Source organism: Nocardia spongicola, from assembly GCF_047200775.1.
Taxonomy (GTDB): domain Bacteria; phylum Actinomycetota; class Actinomycetes; order Mycobacteriales; family Mycobacteriaceae; genus Nocardia.
This window is the reverse complement of the sequence record NZ_JBJZOO010000005.1, coordinates 320,526-338,616: the sequence shown is the minus strand read 5'-3', so window position 1 is coordinate 338,616 and position 18,091 is coordinate 320,526. Positions and strand designations below refer to the sequence as shown.

At 66.4% G+C, this 18,091-nt stretch carries 16 protein-coding genes; 10 read left to right on the top strand and 6 right to left on the bottom strand.

Features of this window, described 5'->3' with window-relative positions:
* Positions 1-1,329, bottom strand: coding sequence for an outer membrane protein assembly factor BamB family protein (locus ACL02S_RS13690; protein WP_412802745.1), 1,329 nt, complete (start codon positions 1,327-1,329; stop codon positions 1-3).
* A 240-nt stretch (positions 1,330-1,569) separates the two neighbouring features.
* Here ACL02S_RS13690 and ACL02S_RS13685 point away from each other — a divergent pair, with 240 nt between their 5' ends.
* Positions 1,570-2,310, top strand: a complete 741-nt coding sequence (locus ACL02S_RS13685; protein ID WP_412802809.1) for an acyltransferase — start codon at positions 1,570-1,572, stop codon at positions 2,308-2,310.
* A 60-nt stretch (positions 2,311-2,370) separates the two neighbouring features.
* A complete protein-coding gene (locus ACL02S_RS13680; protein ID WP_412802744.1) occupies positions 2,371-2,913 on the top strand; it encodes a DUF1697 domain-containing protein in 543 nt (180 codons plus the stop codon).
* 18 nt (positions 2,914-2,931) lie between these two features.
* Here the strand turns inward: ACL02S_RS13680 and ACL02S_RS13675 are convergent, their stop codons facing one another.
* The 3 genes from ACL02S_RS13675 to ACL02S_RS13665 are packed head-to-tail and all read right to left on the bottom strand — an operon-like array spanning position 2,932 to position 6,664.
* Positions 2,932-4,185, bottom strand: a complete 1,254-nt coding sequence (locus ACL02S_RS13675) for a glycosyltransferase family 4 protein (protein WP_412802743.1) — start codon at positions 4,183-4,185, stop codon at positions 2,932-2,934.
* Complete coding sequence (locus ACL02S_RS13670) at positions 4,182-5,849, bottom strand: 1,4-alpha-glucan branching protein domain-containing protein (protein ID WP_412802742.1); 1,668 nt, start codon at positions 5,847-5,849, stop codon at positions 4,182-4,184. Before ACL02S_RS13670 ends, ACL02S_RS13675 begins: the two co-directional genes overlap by 4 nt.
* Positions 5,846-6,664 carry a class I SAM-dependent methyltransferase gene (locus ACL02S_RS13665; protein WP_412802741.1) on the bottom strand — a complete coding sequence of 273 codons (819 nt, stop codon included), beginning with the start codon at positions 6,662-6,664 and terminating at the stop codon, positions 5,846-5,848. Before ACL02S_RS13665 ends, ACL02S_RS13670 begins: the two co-directional genes overlap by 4 nt.
* Positions 6,665-6,917: 253 nt before the next feature.
* Between ACL02S_RS13665 and ACL02S_RS13660 the strand changes: the two genes are divergently transcribed.
* Together ACL02S_RS13660 and ACL02S_RS13655 are read left to right on the top strand one after the other, a co-directional pair.
* Positions 6,918-7,703: an electron transfer flavoprotein subunit beta/FixA family protein gene (locus ACL02S_RS13660; protein WP_412802740.1), complete on the top strand. Its 786-nt coding sequence runs from the start codon at positions 6,918-6,920 to the stop codon at positions 7,701-7,703.
* A 108-nt stretch (positions 7,704-7,811) separates the two neighbouring features.
* Entirely contained in the window at positions 7,812-8,768 is a 957-nt protein-coding gene (locus ACL02S_RS13655; RefSeq protein ID WP_412802739.1) for an electron transfer flavoprotein subunit alpha/FixB family protein, read from the top strand.
* A gap of 119 nt (positions 8,769-8,887) precedes the next feature.
* Here the strand turns inward: ACL02S_RS13655 and ACL02S_RS13650 are convergent, their stop codons facing one another.
* On the bottom strand, positions 8,888-9,598 hold the full coding sequence (locus ACL02S_RS13650) for a PIG-L deacetylase family protein (protein ID WP_412802738.1): 711 nt from the start codon (positions 9,596-9,598) through the stop codon (positions 8,888-8,890).
* Positions 9,599-9,839: 241 nt separating this feature from the next.
* A complete protein-coding gene (locus ACL02S_RS13645) occupies positions 9,840-10,697 on the bottom strand; it encodes a LysR family transcriptional regulator (protein WP_412802737.1) in 858 nt (285 codons plus the stop codon).
* Positions 10,698-10,808: 111 nt separating this feature from the next.
* Here ACL02S_RS13645 and ACL02S_RS13640 point away from each other — a divergent pair, with 111 nt between their 5' ends.
* The 6 genes from ACL02S_RS13640 (at position 10,809) to ACL02S_RS13615 (ending at position 18,066) form a co-directional block, all read left to right on the top strand.
* Positions 10,809-12,101 carry an NAD(P)/FAD-dependent oxidoreductase gene (locus ACL02S_RS13640; protein WP_412802736.1) on the top strand — a complete coding sequence of 431 codons (1,293 nt, stop codon included), beginning with the start codon at positions 10,809-10,811 and terminating at the stop codon, positions 12,099-12,101.
* Positions 12,102-12,445: 344 nt separating this feature from the next.
* The gene (locus tag ACL02S_RS13635) at positions 12,446-13,273 is read left to right on the top strand and encodes a GNAT family N-acetyltransferase (RefSeq protein WP_412802735.1); all 828 of its coding nucleotides are present in this window, start codon (positions 12,446-12,448) and stop codon (positions 13,271-13,273) included.
* Between the two features lie 4 nt (positions 13,274-13,277).
* On the top strand, positions 13,278-14,306 hold the full coding sequence (locus tag ACL02S_RS13630; RefSeq protein ID WP_412802734.1) for a lysophospholipid acyltransferase family protein: 1,029 nt from the start codon (positions 13,278-13,280) through the stop codon (positions 14,304-14,306).
* Positions 14,307-14,517: 211 nt separating this feature from the next.
* The gene (locus ACL02S_RS13625) at positions 14,518-15,747 is read left to right on the top strand and encodes a cysteine desulfurase family protein (RefSeq protein WP_412802733.1); all 1,230 of its coding nucleotides are present in this window, start codon (positions 14,518-14,520) and stop codon (positions 15,745-15,747) included.
* Positions 15,747-16,850: a tRNA 2-thiouridine(34) synthase MnmA gene (gene mnmA / locus ACL02S_RS13620; RefSeq protein WP_412802732.1), complete on the top strand. Its 1,104-nt coding sequence runs from the start codon at positions 15,747-15,749 to the stop codon at positions 16,848-16,850. The genes ACL02S_RS13625 and mnmA overlap by 1 nt, the downstream gene beginning before the upstream one ends.
* A gap of 181 nt (positions 16,851-17,031) precedes the next feature.
* Entirely contained in the window at positions 17,032-18,066 is a 1,035-nt protein-coding gene (locus ACL02S_RS13615) for a methionine synthase (protein ID WP_412802808.1), read from the top strand.
* The last annotated feature ends 25 nt before the right edge of the window (positions 18,067-18,091 follow it).

The window sequence follows — 18,091 nt, the reverse complement described above, 5'->3', positions numbered from 1 at the left end:
TTATTCCGGTTCGAAGGCGAAGATCTCGCCGATCCGGGTGGCGACAACGACTTCGCCTTCGGCGCCGACCGATGTGCCGGTAGTGCTGCCCTGTGCTCGGGGAAGGACATCGGAATCGATGGTGGCGCCGGTCTCGGTGTCGAATGTGATCAGGTTCAGGCCCTCGCCGATGGCCGCGGTGGTGTAGCCGGTGTTGCCCGCGGTCTGCACCGGGGTGCCGCGCAGTGCGAGATCCTTACGTTCCCAGGCGACTTCGACGGTATCGCCCTCGTCCCGCAGTGCGAGCAGATAGCCGTCGTCACCGGCGGGAATGATGAGTCCGTCGCGGGATACCGAGATACCTCCGTGTGGTGTCCATGCCAGCTGCTTGACCCACTTGGTGCGTCCGTCGGCGGTGTCGAGTGCGAGCAGACGGTTGCTGTTGTCCCCGACGTAGACGGTGCCGCCGTCCGCGGACAGGGTCGGGCTGGTCGCGCTGCCGCGCTCCAGCAGTCGCGCGCTCCACTCCTGCTGGATACCGCCGTCGGTGTAGCGCAGGGCCACCAGCGCGGCGGTGGGCTCGTCCGGCCGCCACAGCGTGACGTAGAAGCGGCCGTTCGAGGCGTCGATGGGGGAGATGTTCGCGACCGGGCATTCCGGGCCGCCGGCGAAACAGTCGTCGAGTTCGGTTCCGAGGGTAGGTCGGGACAGGGCCGACCGGACCGGGAGATCCGGTTCGTCGAGCAGCCGAGCGGTCGGTACCAGGCGGGTGCCTGTCTGCCGCGACAGCACGTCGATCTGACCGGCCTGGGTGATGGTCAGCAGATTTCCGTCGCCGGTGAACTGCACCGAGACCGGTGTTCCGACGACCGAGGTACGCCAGCGCGGCTGGCCCATGTAGTTGAAGGAGTTCACATGGTTGTCGTCCCCGACATAGACGTTGGTCATACCGTCGACCACAGTCGGCGCCGATATCGCGGTGGGGCCGAGGGTATTGCAGAAGCGCTTACGCCCGGTCTCCATCTGGAAGGAGAAGATCGAGCAGTTCGGCAGCCTGGTGGTGATGAACATCTGGCCCTCCGGCCCGAGTGTGACCGGTTCGGCGATCGGCCCCCCGATCGGACGTGACCAGCTCAGGGTGAGTTTCCTGGTACCGATGACGGGGCTGCTTCCGCTGTTGCGGCCGTCGTGGTGGGCGGCGGTCCATCCCTTACCGGAACCGGCGGTGATGTCGTCGACATCGGTGCCGCAGCCGGACAGGGTCAGCACACCGGTCGTGGCCAGTACGGCCGCGACACGTTTCCGGGATGATCGCCACCGGAAAGTAGCCAGTACGCCGCCGCTTCGCACCTGCCGCACTCCTGTCGTCGTTGGTTCGCACGAGACCGATAAAAGTGCCGAACTACTGTCCCGGAACGTCTTCGCACCGGCGTGTCCGTGCGCAGGAGTCACTGTACGGGAGACCGTCATGGGGGTGAACGAGTCCTGCCAGTCATCGGGGGTATGCGCGGTGGGCGCTAGGCTGTATCCTGCAGCCCTCGAGGCCGGGCGGCAGGTAGGACCAGGACAGGAGAGGCGTTCGTGACGAGCATGTGGGGCGCACCGTTGCGTTCGCGCTGGCGGGGATCACGCCGTCGCGATCCGCAGCAGGCACGATTTCTGACAGTGGCGTCTCTGCGCTGGGTGCTCGCGCATCGGGCGTACACCCCGTGGTATCTGGTGCGCTACTACCGGTTGCTCAAGTTCCGCTTGGCCAATCCGCACATCGTGCTGCGCGGCATGGTGTTCCTCGGCCGTGGCGTGGAAATCCATGCGACGCCGGAGCTGGGCAGGATGGAGATCGGTCGCTGGGTGCACATCGGTGACGGCAATGCGATTCGCTGTCACGAGGGTTCGCTGCGCATCGGCGACAAGGTGGTGTTCGGCAAGGACAACGTGGTCAACACCTATCTCGATATCGAGATAGGGGAATCGACCCTGGTCGCCGACTGGTGCTACATCTGCGATTTCGACCACCGGATGGACGACATCAACATGCCGATCAAGGACCAGGGCATTGTGAAGAGCCCGGTACGCATCGGCCCCGATACCTGGATCGCCGCCAAGGTGACCGTATTACGCGAGACCAGGGTCGGCCGCGGGTGTGTGCTCGGCGCGCATGCCGTGGTCAAGGGGGAAATCCCGGATTACAGTATCGCCGTCGGCGCACCGGCCAAGGTGGTGAAGAACCGCAAGGAGGCCTGGGAAGCTGGTGCGGAAAAACGCGCCGAGTACCTGGCGGCGCTGGAGGACATCGCGCGTAAGAAGAACGGCATCACCCAGACCGCTTAGCCGCAGGCGTGTCCCGGCTGGTCGGCTGGTTTGTCGGAGCAGCCGGGTAGCTTCGCCGATATGACACGCTATGTCGCGCTGTTGCGCGGGATCATGCCGAGCAACCCGAACATGAGTAACGCGAAACTGCGAGCGGTATTCGAAGGGCTCGGGTTCGACGGCGTCGTCTCGGTACTCACCAGCGGCAATATCGTATTCCGTAGTGCCGACACCGACGTGCCCGCATTACAGGAGCGCGTTCAGCAGGCATTGCACCGAGACCTGGGGATCGGCGGCGGCACGATCATCCGCAGTCACCAGGAACTTCGCGCGCTGCTGGACACCGACCCGTTCCCCGGGCTGAAGCATGGTCGCGGAACCTATCTGATCGCGACGTTCCTGCACAGTGCGCCCACCGAGGTCACCATGCCAGAACAACCAGATCCGCGCACCAGGGTCGTCGGTTACGACCAGACCGCACGCGTGTTCCTCGCGGTCGTCGACAACAGTGATCCGGGCAAGACACCGGATTTCATGGCGTGGCTGGACAAGACCTACGGTAAGGACATCACCACTCGCACCTGGCTCACCGTCGAGCGGATCGTCAAAAAACTCGAAGGATAACCGCAGTCCTGCACCGCACTACTTCGGATCGCGCTCCGGCAGCGGGCGTTCCACGATGGTCGGACGGCCCAACGGATTGCGTACCCGCCGCTTGGCCGACTGGTACACCTGAGCGGTTTCCGTGGCCACCACATCCCAGGCGAAATCGGCGGTGAGCCGTTCCCTTGCGGCGTAGGCCCGCTGCTGGGCGGCGGCGGGATCATCCAGGGTGGCGCAGACCGCCTCGACCAAGCCGTCCACATCAGCGGGAGCGAAGGATGCGCCGGTGACGCCATCGATCACGGCCTCGCCGAGACCACCCGCCGTCGAGGTGATCAGCGGTGTGCCTGCCGCGGCGGCCTCCAGGCCGACGATGCCGAAGGGTTCATACCGGCTGGGCAGTACGATCGCGTCGGTGCCGTGCAGCCAGCCGAGCAACTCCTCATGCGCGAGCTGACCGGCGAAGGTCACCGCGCGGGCGACCCGATGCACCCTGGTGCGCTCGCGTAGCCACTCGAATTGGGTGCCGATGCCTGCGATGGTCAAGGTGGTGCCAGGGTGGGCACGCCGGATACGCGGTAGCGCCGCGATCGCGTCCTGCACACCCTTCTCGTACTCCAGCCTGCCCACATACAACAACCGCGGCGGGCCGTTGCGCGGTGCGCGCGGCCGGAAGGTCCAGGCACCCACGTCGATTCCGTTGCGGATCACCGTCATCGGGATCCGTTCCGGGCCGTAGAGCCGCTGCACTTCGTCTCGCATCGAGGCCGAGCACGTGATCAGCGCATCGGATTCGTTGGCCAGCCACCATTCGACCGAATGCACTTGTTTGTTGACCTTGCCCGCGACCCAGCCACTGTGCCGCCCCGCCTCGGTGGCGTGGATGGTCGAGACCAAGGGCACATCGTAGTACTCGGCCAATGCGATACCGGGGTGCGCGACCAGCCAGTCGTGCGCGTGCACGACATCGGGCACCCAGCCGTCGCCGATACCCGGTTTACCCAGGGCGACGCCCGCTCGCACCATGGCATGTCCCATGGCCAGCGTCCAGGCGAGCATATCCGTGTCGAAGTCGAATACCGGCGGGTCCTCCGCGACCGCGACCACGAGTACTCCCTCTGCGACGAAAGAGTGCGTGGGGTGGGTGGAGGAGTCGGTGCCGGAAGGGCGCCGGGACAGTACGACCACCTCGTGGCCCGCCGTGGCCAGTTCGACAGCGAGGTGGTGTACATGTCTGCCGAGCCCGCCGACCACGACGGGTGGGTACTCCCACGACACCATCAAAATCTTCATGCAAGTCCTCCTGCGGCGCAGCCGGGGTCCGCTGAGACGAGGCCGGGGTCCGTTGTGGCGGAGCCCGATTCCGGTACGGTCGCGGACACTGCCCCGAGAGCGCGGGATATGGACCCCGCTGAGCTCAGTCGTCGTGCGTCTACGCCGGGGAAGAGCCCGTCGGCCGCCCCCCATCCTGCCGCCAACTGCCGTGCTTTCGCGACTTGGCCCGCCTCTATCGCCGCGGCGATTTCCCGTACCGCGTGGGCGTGCCGGTGCGCACGGTCGCGCGCGTAACCGGCGGCGGACTCCTTGCTCACCATGAATGCCCAGTCGCTGGACACGGTCAGGATGGCCTCGCGCAGCAGTTGATCGGCCACCTGGTCGCGCCAGCCGGGCACACCGCCCTCGGCGGCGCGCATCTTATCGATGGTGTCCAAGGTCAGCCGCACGATATCGTCGTTGAGCTCGACCAGATCGCGTACCTGCTCGCCCGCCCACACCCGCCAATCCTTGCCCGACCCCCAGGACGAGTCGGCCAGTGGTACCGGTTCGCCCAGGTAGCCGCGCTCGCGCGCATCGGCGAGTGTGCCAACGGTGACACCGGCTTCCGGTAGCGCCCGCAGCACCTGGGCCAGCCACTGCGGACCCTCGTGCCACCAGTGGCCGAACAGTTCGGTGTCGAATGCGGCGACTACCAATGCTGGGCGTCCGATCCGCGCGGATTCGGCGATCAGTCGCTCGCGTACAGTGCGCACGAAGTCGTCCACGTGGCGGGTGACGGCGGCGGCGGCCAGTTCCGGGTCGTAGGGTGCTTTGTCCGGTCCGGCGATGGTCTTTCCGGTGACCCGGGCAGGTTTGAGACCCGTCGCGTGATCGTAGTGATGAAAATCACGATAGGCGCCGTGGCCCGGATAGCCCGATTTCGGTGACCACACCCGGTAGCTCACCTGTAGATCGCGTCCGAAGGCGATCACATCGGACTCGTGCACCGGGCGGCCGAGCGCGGTGTCGCCGCGTAGCGCGGGGCCGTCGACCATGAAGTGCGTTACCCCCGCGGCCTGGTAGCCGATCTCCATACCGGGGGTGTAGCCGCATTCCGGCGCCCAGATACCGGTGGGTGTGTGCCCCCAGCGGTAGTCGGCATCGGCCAAGCCCTCGGTGAGCTGGAACTGCCGCAGCCGCGGATCCAGCAGCGGCTGGAATGGGTGGGCCAAGGGGCCGCCGAGCAGTTCGATGGTCTCGGCATCGATGAGTTCGCGCCAGACCGGCGCCGCGCCGTGTCGCCAGTACTGTTCGAATTCGGTCAGCGCCGCGGCGGCCGAGCGGTGCTCATGCCTACCGAGTGCGAGATTGCCCGCCATGGCGGCCTCGTCGGCGCGCAGTTGCCAGTTGCCGAGCCAGTGGTGCATGCCTGCCAGGCAGTGCGGGTCGTCCAGCTGGGCCGCGAGCACCGGTGTGATGCCAAGGCTCAACAGATGTGAACGGCCCTCGGCGGCAAGGGTTCGCAGTGCCGCGACGACCGGCAGATAGGACGCCGCCCAGGACTGGTAGAGCCATTCCTCGCCGACCGGCCAGCGGCCGTGGTTGGCCAGCCACGGTAGATGGGAGTGCAGGACCAAGGTGAACTGGCCTGGCACCGGACTTGCGGAATGCCCGTCGGGCACAGTACTGCGCTCGGTCAAGGCTTCACCGCGATGGCAACCAGATCCAGGCTCGCGTCGATATCCGCGGCGGTCAATGCGAAGTCGTCGATCGTGACGCCTGCGACGTCCGCGGTCAGTTCCGCTGGCCAGGGTTGTCCGGCCAGCGCCCGTTCGATCTGCGCGTCGATGAACGAACCGCCGTGCTTGGCATCCAATGCCAGTAGGCCGGGTCCATGGTGTACGCCGATCATCCTGGTGACCTCGAAGCCCGTGTCGATCAGTAGTTCGGTCAGCTCGGCGGCGTTCAGTTCCCTGGTGTGGAACGGGTTGAGCGGGGTGTCGCGGCCGGGGGAGAAGGTGATCCGGTTGGGGGTGCTGATCAACAGCTCGCCACCGGGGCGGAGTACGCGCAGGCATTCGCGCAGGAATTGGGACTGGTCCCATAGGTGCTCGATCACCTGGAAGTTCACCACGACATCGACCGAGGCGTTCTCCAGCGGTAGTGCGGCGAGATTGCCCTGGATCATCTCTACCCGCGGGTAGCGCGCGCGTACGTGCTCGACGGCGCAGGCGTCGTAGTCGACGCCGATCACTTTCTGGGCGACACCGGCGATCATATCGGCGCCGTAACCTTCTCCGGAACCGGCTTCCAGCACGGTTTTTCCGGCGCAGTGCTCCAGCAGGCGGGCGTAGACGATCTCGTGTCTACGGAACCAATAGTTCTCTTCCGCGATGCCGGGGACGGTGCGCTCGCCGGTCAGCGGCAATGGTTCGACAGCGCCTGCGGTCGGCCCTTGGTCCGTGGTTATGCCCACCGGGTCGCCCACTGCGGCAGGGGTCACAGCCTTGCTCATCGCCCTGACGTTACTGCTACGGCGTCGATACGGGACACTCGCACCCGGCTCGCCCCTCGATTCGCGGTCGCGACGCGATCGTCGGTCCCGTGCCGGTGTGCTCGCGGGCGCCGAATAAGATGAACCAGTAAGTTACCCACGAGTAACTTAACGTAGGGTAATGTCACGGCCTGAGCCACTCATCCGGACGTACGGCCCAGCTCGTGCGACCACCACGACCGTGTAATCCAGAACAGGAGGTCGACGAAGACCGATGCCGAACATCGTCGTACTCATCAAGCAGGTTCCCGACACCTGGTCCGAGCGCAAGCTGACCGACGGTGACTTCACTCTTGATCGCGAAGCCGCCGACGCCGTGCTCGACGAGATCAACGAGCGCGCCGTCGAAGAGGCGCTGCTGATCAAGGAAGCCCAGGGTGGCGAGGTCACCGTGCTGGCCGCAGGTCCGGATCGTGCCACCGAGGCCATTCGCAAGGCATTGTCCATGGGCGCGGACAAGGCCATCCACATCAATGATCCGGCCATCCATGGATCCGATGCCGTGCAGACGGCGTGGGTGCTGGCCAGCGCTCTCGGTCAGGTCGAGGGAGTCGAACTGGTCATCGCCGGTAACGAGGCGACCGACGGTCGCGCTGGTGCCGTGCCCGCGATCATCGCCGAGTACCTTGGTCTGCCGCAGCTGACGCACCTGCGCAAGCTGACCGTCGACGGCGATAAGATCACCGGTGAGCGCGAGACCGACGAGGGCGTGTTCAAGCTGGAGGCCACGCTGCCCGCCATCGTGAGCGTCACCGAGAAGATCAACGAGCCGCGCTTCCCGTCCTTCAAGGGCATCATGGCCGCGAAGAAGAAGGAAGTGCAGACCTTCACGCTGGCCGACCTCGGTGTCGACCCGTCGACCGTTGGTGTGGCGAACGCGGGCACCTCGGTCAGCGCGGCCACCCCGAAGCCTCCGCGCACCGCGGGCGAGAAGATCACCGACGAAGGCGACGGCGGCACCAAGATCGCCCAGTACCTGATCGGCCAGAAGATCATCTGATCGCGGTAGCGCTCTGCGGGATACCGCACCAGGCAGGGCGGAACGAGCGATCGGTGATTATCGCTCGCCCCGCCCTCCAGGACTGAGACTTCTTAGGAGAGAACACAAATGGCAGAAGTACTTGTGCTCGTCGAGCACGCAGACGGTGCGATCAAGAAGGTCAGCGCCGAATTGCTCACCGCGGCTCGCGCACTGGGCGAGCCCGCCGCCGTCGTGCTCGGCCCGGCAGGTACCGGTGAGAAGCTGGCCGACGCGCTGACCGCCGCCGGCGCCGAGAAGATCTACATCGCCGAGTCCGACGATGTGGAGAACTACCTGGTGACCCCGAAGGTGGATGTGCTGGCCGGGCTGACCGAGTCGGCCTCCCCGGCCGCGGTCATCGTCGCCGCCACCGCCGAGGGCAAGGAAGTGTCGGGTCGTCTGGCCGCCCGGATCGGTTCCGGCCTGCTGATCGATGTCATCGACGTGAAGTCCGATGGCACCGCGGTGCACTCCATCTTCGGTGGCGCGTTCACCGTCGACGCCAAAGCCACCGGCGATGTGCCGGTGATCTCGCTGCGCCCCGGTGCCGTCGAGGCCTCGGCGCAGGCCGGTGCGGGCGAGAAGGTGACCGTCGAGGTGCCCGCGCAGGAAGAAGGCGTGGTCAAGGTGACCTCGCGCGAGCCGGTCGTTGCCGGTGACCGTCCGGACCTCGCCGAGGCGGGCATCGTGGTCTCCGGCGGTCGTGGTGTCGGCTCCGCCGATAACTTCGCCGTGGTCGAGGCGCTGGCCGACTCGCTCGGTGCCGCTGTCGGCGCCTCGCGTGCCGCGGTCGACTCGGGCTACTACCCGGGCCAGTTCCAGGTCGGCCAGACGGGTAAGACCGTCTCGCCGCAGCTGTACATCGCCCTGGGTATCTCCGGCGCGATCCAGCACCGTGCCGGCATGCAGACCTCGAAGACCATCGTCGCGGTCAACAAGGACGAAGAGGCCCCGATCTTCGAGATCGCGGACTACGGCATCGTCGGTGACCTGTTCAACGTCTCGCCGCAGCTGACCGAAGCGGTCAAGGCGCACAAGGGCTGACGCCCGCGCATGAACAGAACTGGTGGCCCCGGCCGGGAACGGCCGGGGCCACCGTTTTGCGATATGCGATTCTGCGCCGTTGGTCATCGGCACGGGGACAGATCGGGTCGAGAGTCCGGTCAGCCGCTGAAGAAGAACAGCTCGAAACCGACCGCCCGCTCGGCGGGGAACCCTTCCTCGGGGCCGGTCGCCCGGTCCACGATGGCGCGAACCTGTTCGGCGACGGGCACGGACGTCAATGCCGAGAGATAGCCATGGTGCTCGGCCAGTGATGCGGCGGCCTGGGCGAGGGTGTCGGTGACATCCACAGCATGGGTGACCACCGGGCCCGTAACCGCCGCCCACCGTACCGACCAGGGTTCCCATTCGGCGATCTCGGGGAAGATCCATTCATTGCCCGCGTCGGAGATGGCATCGAGGGCGGCCCGGCCGACGGCACGGTGATCGGCGCTGTTGGTATAACCGGGCGCCCAGGTGTCGCCGAAGTTGAACAGCACCACCATCTCCGGTCGGTGCCTGCGGATCGCCGCGGCCAGGTCGCGGCGCAGTTCCAGGCTTTCCTGGACCCGCCCGTCCGGATACCCGAGGAACTCCACCTCCCGCACCCCGACCGCCTCGGCGGCCGCGATCTCCTCGGCCTCGCGCAGCGGGCCCGCGACCGCGGGCCGCATTCCGGCGATTCCGGCTTCTCCCCTGGTCACCAGTACATAGCGAATGTCCTTGCCCTGGCCGGTCCAGCGCGCGACCGCGGCCGCGGCACCGTATTCGATGTCGTCGGGGTGCGCGACGATCACCAAGCCGCGCTGCCAGTCTTCGGGAACCTGATCCATGACAGACCATTCAAGCATTGGTTCCGCTAGGGACCTGTCATGTTCGGCTGGGGAAACGCGTTGTGTACCGCGTCGGCCGTATGCCTGGGCCGTAGATTCCCGGTCGCGATGCACCTGAGGGTGATTCCAGGTGTCGATTCGCGGCGATACCTGTTGTCGATATGCGGCACCGTAGGTTGCCGATCTGCGGCAGAGCGGATCGGCGAGTGCCTACTTCTTTTTCTTTGCCGCCGGTCCGGGCTCAGCTGCGGCGCAGTGCGGACAGCAGGGTGGCAAGGATCGGTGAGCGCCGGATATCGGTGCGCAGTACGGCCGATACGGGGATGCGTAGTTTGTGTTCGGCGAGTGGCAGCACCAGCAATCCTTCGGTGGGGCTTTCGGCGTAGAGGACGGTCCAGGCGTCGGGCCGGTTGATCAGCTCCATCGACGCGGTGTGGTCCGGCGGGATGGGTGGCCCGAAGGTGGGGCCGGTGGGCAGTTCGGCGAAGGCGTTGCGAATCACCGTGTGCAACAGCACTTGTTCCTGCTCCGGTGGCAGCAGTAGGGGATACGGGCTCAGATCGGCGAGGGTCACTGTATTCGAGGCGGCCAGCGGGTGCGCGCTCGAGGTGGCGATCACCAGGTCCTCGACCCAGAGTTGTTCCGCTACGAGGCCATGCTGGTCGACCCGGCCCCGGATCAGTGCGAGATCGCAATCGCCGTCGGAGACCGCGGTGATGCGCTGGCGGAACGGCTTGATCACGAACTCGATTTCCGCTTCCGGATGGGTGGCGCGCGCACTGGCGATGGCCGAGAGCGAGCGGGTGGCGAAGGACATGTTCGCGGCCAACCGGATGCGTGGTCCCGCGGTGCGCACGGCGGCACGGATCGCCGATTCCAGGCTCAGCATCTGTTTCGCGAGGGGCAGTAGCCGGGCAGTGGCGTCGGTCGGCACCACCGATCGGGTCGAGCGCTCGAACAGTTGTACGCCGAGGTCGCGTTCGAGCCGGGAGATCTGGTGGCTGATCGCGGACTGGGAGATGAAGCAGCGTGCGGCGGCCCCGCTGAAGCTGAGCTCCTCGCACACCGCGACGAAGTAGGTGAGCTGCCGAAGTTCCACAGCACCTCCTATTGATTACGAATCGAGATAAGAGTCATCTCAATTATGCGCCCTGACACCTGAAATATCTGCCTTCCGGATAACGGTTCGTAATGAGAGAAGGAGGATTGCATGCAGTACGTGGATGCGGGAATCGAAACCGCGGGTGTGGTCATTGTCGGATCGGGGTTCGGCGGGCTCGCCGCCGCCAAGCAACTGGCCAAGTCCGGGGTGGACTATGTGCTGATCTCCAGCACACCCGAGCATCTGTTCCAACCGCTGTTGTATCAGGTAGCGACCGGTGTGCTCGCCGCGGAGGAGATCGCGCCGCCGATCGCGGGCATCCTGCGCCGTTACCCCGAGGCCGATGTCCGTCTCGGCACGGTAGTCTCCATCGACCCGGACCGGGCCGTGGTCACCTACGAGAACGCGGGTGTGCAGCACCGGATCCGCTACGGCTCGCTGATCGCGGCGACCGGTGCCAGCCAGTCCTATTTCGGGCGGGACGATTTCGCCGAGAAGACGTTCTCGCTCAAGACCATCGATGACGCGCGGCGGTTGCGCGCGCAGATCGAGCGCGTTTTCGCCGAGGCCGCCGATGCCGACGAGCAGACAAGGCGCAGGCTCCTGAATTTCGTCGTGGTCGGCGCTGGTGCGACCGGTGTCGAGGTGGCGGGCCAGCTACAGGAACTGGCGAAGCGGCATTTCCGCCAGGAAATCTCGGTCACGCTCGTGGAAGGCGCCGATGCGGTACTCCCACCGTTCGGTGGCGGGCTGTCGGAGTACGCGCGGAAATCGTTGACCCGTAGTGGTGTCGACGTGCTGCTCGGCACCTTCGTCACCGATATCGAGCACGGCAAGGTCTCCGTCAAGGACGCCGATGGCATCGAACATGTCATCGAGGCCGAAACGGTGGTCTGGTCCGCGGGTGTGCAGGCAGGCGGATTCGCGAAGATCCTGGCCGATGCCACCGGTGTCGAGACCGACAGGGTCGGACGGCTGCTGATCAACCAGGACCTCACCGTCGGCGGGTACGCGGATATCTACGCCATCGGCGATATGACCTCGCTCAACGGCTATCCCGGACAGTCACCGGTAGCCATGCAGGAGGGCAGGCACGCCGCCGATATCATCAGCCGCAGGAAGCAGCCCGGCACTCCCTTCAGCTACTGGGACAAGGGCAGCATGGCGGTGATCAGCCGGTTCAGCGCGGTCACGAAACTCAATGAGCGCATCACCTTCCGCGGTGTGCTCGCCTGGTTCATATGGCTGGCGGTGCATCTGTTCTACTTGGTCGGCTTCCGTAACCGTTTCGCCGCGGTCGCTTCCTGGTTGATCGCGTTCATCGGTACCGGACGTCCCGGCTTCGCCGAGGAACGGACGGACCGGGCCGAGATACGCGCAGCGCAACGCAGCGCCGCCTGATCTGTAATTCCGTTCGTAGAGGCTGCGACGCAGCGTGTTCGCGCCCCTGCGGTGCGCATTCGAGCGGCCGGTCTCCGTCATCACAGTGTTGACGCGTACCTCGGTAACAGCGGTTGTGCGGATGAGCGTCGGGTGGTGTGGGGATATCGGTTCGTGAACGTGCGGGCTGCCACGGCACCTTCGGATTCGTGACCACCCGTGCGCCTGTGTGGTTGGGCTGGACGAACGCGACGGAACCATTCGGTGAACGGTCAGGTGTGATCGAAGTCTCGTTCACCGAACTGGCGTCGGGGTGACACTTCGCGGTCGCTCCGGCGCAGTGTCGAGCTGGCTTCATCACAGGTATGACTATTTCGTCCGTGCTGACAACCTCGGCTCGACCGGCTGTATCAGGGGAGGAGCGGTCGCGGTATTCGCTGGTGGTCTCCTCGGACCTCGAGCACCGCGTTGCCGCGCAGCGGCTGCGTTATGGTGTCTTCGCCGATGAACCGGGCTTCCGGATCCCGGATAATGGAACCGGCCTCGACGCCGACCATTTCGATGAGTATTGCGATCACATACTCGTGCGCGACGATATCAGTGAGGAGTTCGTCGGCTGCTACCGAATGCTGCCGCCGGACAAGGTGATCGCGGCGGGTGGATATTACACGGCGACGGAATTCGATCTCGCCCAATTGGATCCGGTGGGCATGCGGACTGTGGAGATGGGCCGGGCCTGCGTTGTACCCGAACACCGCAACGGTTCGGTGCTCACGCTCATGTGGGCAGGCATCCTGCATTACATCCAGCTCACCGGCTACGAGTGGGTGATGGGGTGCGTATCGGTGCCGATGCGGGAAACCCCGGCGGACCCGCCGGGAGTGAACGTGCGCGGGGTGCGGGACATGCTGCTCGGCAAGCATGCCTGCGATCCGGAGCGTCGGGTGCGTCCGTACCGTCCGGTGCACGTCGACGGCAGGACTCTGGACGAGCTGACGCCACCGGCGCGGCCGAAGCTTCCCCCGCTGGTCCGTGGCTATCTACGGCTGGGGGCGGAGGTCTGCGGTGAGCCCGCGCACGATCCCGATTTCGCGGTGGCCGATTTCGTGGCGTTGCTCGGGCTGGACACCATCAATACCCGCTATCTCAACCGGCTACGGGATGCCGCGGCCACCTTCGACCGGGGACGGTGACACCATGGGTTTCGATGCGCCGCCTGCCTCTGGCACCGCGCACGCGTGGATGCCGTCGAGCCCGTGCGGGACCGGCTGCCTGGATACGATCGACGAGGTGGGTCCAGGGCGGGTCGCCGTAAGGCTGGTCGGAGTCGCCGGACTGCTGCTCAGCTTCCCGGTCGCGCAGGTGGTGACGCCGCGCGGCAGACGTGAATCGATGCAACGTGGTTACGCGCGTTTACTGCTCGGCTGCCTCGGTATGCGCCTGCGCATCGTCGACAACCGGGGGGAGGCGACAGGGCGCGGCGTCGTTGATGCGGTTCCCGCACCGGCCCGGTACAGCGCCCCCGGCAGCGGAACGCTGGTTGTCGCCGGGCATATCGGTTGGACCGATATCATCGCGCTGGCCGCGGTGCAGCCGCTCGGTTTCGTGGCGCGCGCGGATCTGGTGGATTGGCCATTACTCGGCAGGCTCGCGCATTTGATGCGGGTCATCCCGATCGAAAGGGAACGTCTGCGCGCGCTGCCCGATGTGGTGTCCGTTACGGCTGCTCGGCTGGCCGCGGGCGAACGAATCGGCATTTTTCCGGAAGGTACGACCTGGTGTGGCCGCGCTTCCGGCAGGATGCGACCCGCGCTGTTCCAGGCCGCGGTGGACGCTGGGAGCGCGGTGCAGCCGGTGCGATTGCGGTATCTGGACCGATACGGTGCGCCGTGCACGGTGGCTGGGTTCGTCGGCGCGGACACGTTCGTCTCCTCCGCGCGACGGGTGCTGCGCTCGCGTGGCCTGCTTGCGGAGGTGGTGCTCGAACCAGTGCTTCAACCGGGTTCGGACCGGCGTGAACTGGCCCATCGCTGTGCGGAAGCAGTGCGCGATGCCGAGCTGTCGCGCAGCGGTGGGCGGGATGCCGCGGTATGGATCGAAGCGGCGCACACCTGGGTACGCGATCCCGCTATCGCCGAGGGCGCTCCGGAGCCGGTGCGTGAGCCGGGTCGTCGCCTGGTGGCGCGGAGCCGCCGTGGCACTGCCGCACGGCCCCCGATCGACTGATCGGGGCGTGGCCGCCGGTTCCCGATGGTCGAGCCGCAGTATCCGAGGGGCAGTCGGTCCAGCGGTCGCCGGATTCTGCTGGACCGGCTCTCGCCTCACCAGGTAACGGTCCTGTGCCTGCCCTATCGGGCCCGCGGTGGATGCCTGCGCCGAGGGTTCGCGATACGGGCGGGAATGACTCGCTGTGGGTGACGGTTATCCTTTACTGGTCATGAAGTCGGTTTTTTCGGGCCCGGTCAACGGCGCGGCGCCTCAGACGGTCTACCTCGATCACGCGGCCACCACACCGATGCTGCCCGCGGCCATCGAGGCGATGACGGCTGCCCTGCGGATGACCGGGAACGCCTCCTCTCTGCACGGGTCGGGTCGCGCCGCCCGGCGGCTGTTGGAGGAGGCCCGCGAGTCCATCGCCGCTGATCTGGGCGCCAGGCCTTCGGAAGTCATCTTCACCTCCGGGGGCACCGAAAGCGACAATCTGGCGGTCAAGGGCATCTACTGGGCGCGCCGAGCCGCCGAGCCGCGCCGGACCAGGATCATCGCCAGTTCGGTCGAGCACCATGCGGTGCTCGACGCGGTGGAATGGCTGGAGCGGCACGAGGGTGCTGAGGTCACCTGGCTGCCGGTGGACACCGAGGGGATGGTCGCGCCGGGTACGCTGCGTGCCGCACTCGACGTGAATCCCGACGATGTCGCGCTGGTCACCATCATGTGGGCGAACAACGAGGTCGGAGCTATCCAGCCCATCAGGGCACTCGCGACCGTGGCGCAGGAATTCGGTGTGCCGATACACAGCGATGCGGTGCAGGCGGCCGCTCAGCTCCCCATCGATTTCGGCGCAAGCGGGCTTTCCGCGGCGAGCTTCGCCGGGCACAAGGTCGGTGGCCCGCACGGTGTCGGGGTGCTGCTGCTCGGCAGGCAGGTGCCGTGTGTGCCGTTGCTGCACGGTGGCGGGCATGAGCGCGACCTGCGCTCGGGAACCTCCGATATCGCGGCGGTAGTCGGCTTGGCCGCCGCTTTTCGGCAGGCAACCAGCGAATTGTCCATGCGTACGATCGAGTTGAGCGCGCTGCGGGACGCGCTGATCGACGGTATTCGCGCGATCGTCCCGGACGCGATAGTGAACGGACCGCTCGACGAGCGCCGCCTGCCCGGTAATGCGCATATCACTTTTCCTGGCTGCGAAGGAGATTCGCTGTTGATGCTGCTCGACGCGGCCGGGGTCGAATGCTCGACCGGTTCGGCGTGCACCGCCGGTGTCGCCACGCCGAGTCATGTGCTGCTCGCGATGGGTGCCGAACCTTGGCAGGCGCGTGGTTCATTGCGATTTTCTCTCGGGCATTCCTCGACTCGGGCGGACGTCGATACGGTGCTGCGGGTGCTGCCGCAGGTGGTAGAGCGAGCCAAGGCCGCGGGCCTGGCCGGTGCGCGAGGAGGTGTCTGATGCGGGTACTCGCCGCGATGAGTGGTGGGGTCGATTCGGCTGTCGCGGCGGCGCGTGCCGTCGATGCCGGGCACGAGGTGGTCGGTGTACACCTGGCGTTGTCGGCGACGCCGGGCACATTGCGCACCGGGTCGCGCGGCTGCTGCTCGAAGGAGGACGCCGGTGATGCCAGGCGTGCCGCCGATGTGCTCGGTATCCCTTTCTATGTCTGGGATTTCGCCGACCGATTCAAAGAGGATGTGATCGACGACTTCGTCGCCGCCTATGCGGCAGGCGAAACACCGAATCCCTGCCTGCGCTGCAACGAGAAGATCAAGTTCTCCGCGCTGGCCGACCGTGCGGTGGCGCTCGGTTTCGACGCGGTGGTCACCGGCCACTACGCGCGGCTGGAAGACGGTGTGCTGCGCCGCGCTGTCGACGCCGACAAGGATCAGTCCTATGTGCTGGCGGTGCTGACCGCGCAGCAGCTTTCGCGTGCGATGTTCCCGGTGGGGGACACCCCCAAACCGCAGATTCGCGCCGAGGCAGCCGAGCGCGGGCTCGCTGTCGCGAACAAGCCGGACAGCCATGACATCTGCTTCATCCCCTCGGGTGATACCCGCGCCTTTCTCGGCGCGAAGATCGGCATCAGGACCGGCGCGATCGTCGATACGGGTGGTCAGGTACTCGGGCAGCACGAGGGTGTGCACGGATTCACCATCGGCCAACGCAAGGGTCTCGGTCTGCCAGGGCCAGCGGCCGATGGTAAACCCAGATATGTGACCGACATCGATCCCGATACCGGAACAGTCAGAGTGGGATCGGCTGAGGACCTGCAGGTCTGGACGGTCGAGGCCGAGCGCGCGATCTGGACCTCCGGGGCCGCGCCGACGGGACCGATCGAGTGCGTAGCCCAGGTGCGTGCGCACGGCGGCACTGCTCCCGCTGTCGCGGAGGCGGTGGGCTCAGGACTGATCGTGCGCCTACGTGAGCCGTTGACCGGTGTCGCTCGCGGCCAGGCCGTGGTGCTCTACCGTCCGGATTCCCAGGGCGACGAGGTGATCGGCAGCGGAACCATCTCCGCTACGGCGGCTCGGGAAGTATCCACCGATACGGTGCGGTGAGGCGCAGGCGTGGTACGGCGACAGCGGGGGATGTTCCGCGCCAGATGTGCTCGATACCGGTGCCGGGAAACCCTCCGGTGACGGAAAACCCCGGTGACGGAAAACATGGACGAACGGGAGTGCGGTGGCGGAGGACAAGACCGGCGCGCCGAATACGGCACAGGATAGTTCGGCCGATGCGGTGCCGGAGTTCGCCGGTTTCCGTGGCGGACTCGCGACGGGGGTCGGCTCTTGGCCTGGGAGCGATCCACGGGAGGCCGCCGCGACCATCGTCGGCGAGCTCGGTGAGCTGCCGCATCTGGTGGAGCTGCCTGCGCGCGGCGCGGGCGCGGACCTGATCGGTCGAGCCTCCGCGCTCCTGGTCGACCTGCGGTTCGATACCACGCCGCGGGGTTATCGGCTCGCATCACGGCCTGGAGCGGTTTCGCGACGTGCCCGTGATCTGTTGCGCACCGATCTGGACGCGCTCGAAGAAGCCTGGGAGAACGCGGGTCTGACCGGGCGCGGCCGCATGGTCAAGGTCCAAGCGGCGGGTCCGCTGACCTTGGCTGCGCAGGTGGAGCTGACCGGTGGTCATCGGGTACTCACCGATTCCGGTGCGATGCGCGATCTTTCGGAATCGTTGGCCGAGGGGCTCGCCCACCATGTCGACGAAGTGCGCAAGCGGCTCGGTGCGCATGTCGTTCTGCAGCTGGATGAGCCGTCGCTGACCGCGGTGCTCGACGGTTCGCTGCGTGGTGTGAGCGTGTTGAACACCGTGCGCGCACTGCCGGAGCCGGAAGCAGGCGCCGTCCTGGACACCGTGATCACCGCGCAAGCGGTACCGGTGCTCGTACACAGCTGTGCCGAGCCCCCAGCGCTGCGGCTACTGCGCCGTACCGCTGCCGCCGCGCTCGGTGTCGAGCTGAGCACGATCGGCACCGGGCAGCTCGACGAGCTAGGGGAAACCCTCGAAGCAGGTAAATATCTGGTGCTCGGCGTTGTTCCCGCCGTGGCTCCTGGCACCCCGGTCACCTGGCGTGGTCTCGCCGAACCGGGTGTCCGGCTGATCGATCGGCTCGGTTTCGACCGCCGGATGCTGGCGCAGCGGGTGGCGGTCAGCCCGGCCTGCGGTATGGCAGGCGCTTCCTTGGAATGGGGGCGTAAGGCTTTGCGCCTTGCCAATGAGGTGGCGCGGGCCTACGCCGAGGAACCAGAGCAGCTTTCCTTCGGCTGACCCAGACGTTCCGCCGTCCGCTCTC

Excerpts from the sequence above, each read along its gene's own strand:
- ACL02S_RS13685 (WP_412802809.1), top strand. The coding sequence starts at position 1,570 with ATGTGGGGCGCACCGTTGCGTTCGCGCTGGCGGGGATCACGCCGTCGC.
- ACL02S_RS13680 (WP_412802744.1), top strand. The coding sequence starts at position 2,371 with ATGACACGCTATGTCGCGCTGTTGCGCGGGATCATGCCGAGCAACCCG.
- ACL02S_RS13675 (WP_412802743.1), bottom strand. The coding sequence starts at position 4,185 with ATGAAGATTTTGATGGTGTCGTGGGAGTACCCACCCGTCGTGGTCGGC.
- ACL02S_RS13665 (WP_412802741.1), bottom strand. The coding sequence starts at position 6,664 with ATGAGCAAGGCTGTGACCCCTGCCGCAGTGGGCGACCCGGTGGGCATA.
- ACL02S_RS13660 (WP_412802740.1), top strand. The coding sequence starts at position 6,918 with ATGCCGAACATCGTCGTACTCATCAAGCAGGTTCCCGACACCTGGTCC.
- ACL02S_RS13655 (WP_412802739.1), top strand. The coding sequence starts at position 7,812 with ATGGCAGAAGTACTTGTGCTCGTCGAGCACGCAGACGGTGCGATCAAG.
- ACL02S_RS13650 (WP_412802738.1), bottom strand. The coding sequence starts at position 9,598 with ATGGATCAGGTTCCCGAAGACTGGCAGCGCGGCTTGGTGATCGTCGCG.
- ACL02S_RS13640 (WP_412802736.1), top strand. The coding sequence starts at position 10,809 with ATGCAGTACGTGGATGCGGGAATCGAAACCGCGGGTGTGGTCATTGTC.
- ACL02S_RS13635 (WP_412802735.1), top strand. The coding sequence starts at position 12,446 with ATGACTATTTCGTCCGTGCTGACAACCTCGGCTCGACCGGCTGTATCA.
- ACL02S_RS13630 (WP_412802734.1), top strand. The coding sequence starts at position 13,278 with ATGGGTTTCGATGCGCCGCCTGCCTCTGGCACCGCGCACGCGTGGATG.
- ACL02S_RS13625 (WP_412802733.1), top strand. The coding sequence starts at position 14,518 with ATGAAGTCGGTTTTTTCGGGCCCGGTCAACGGCGCGGCGCCTCAGACG.
- mnmA (WP_412802732.1), top strand. The coding sequence starts at position 15,747 with ATGCGGGTACTCGCCGCGATGAGTGGTGGGGTCGATTCGGCTGTCGCG.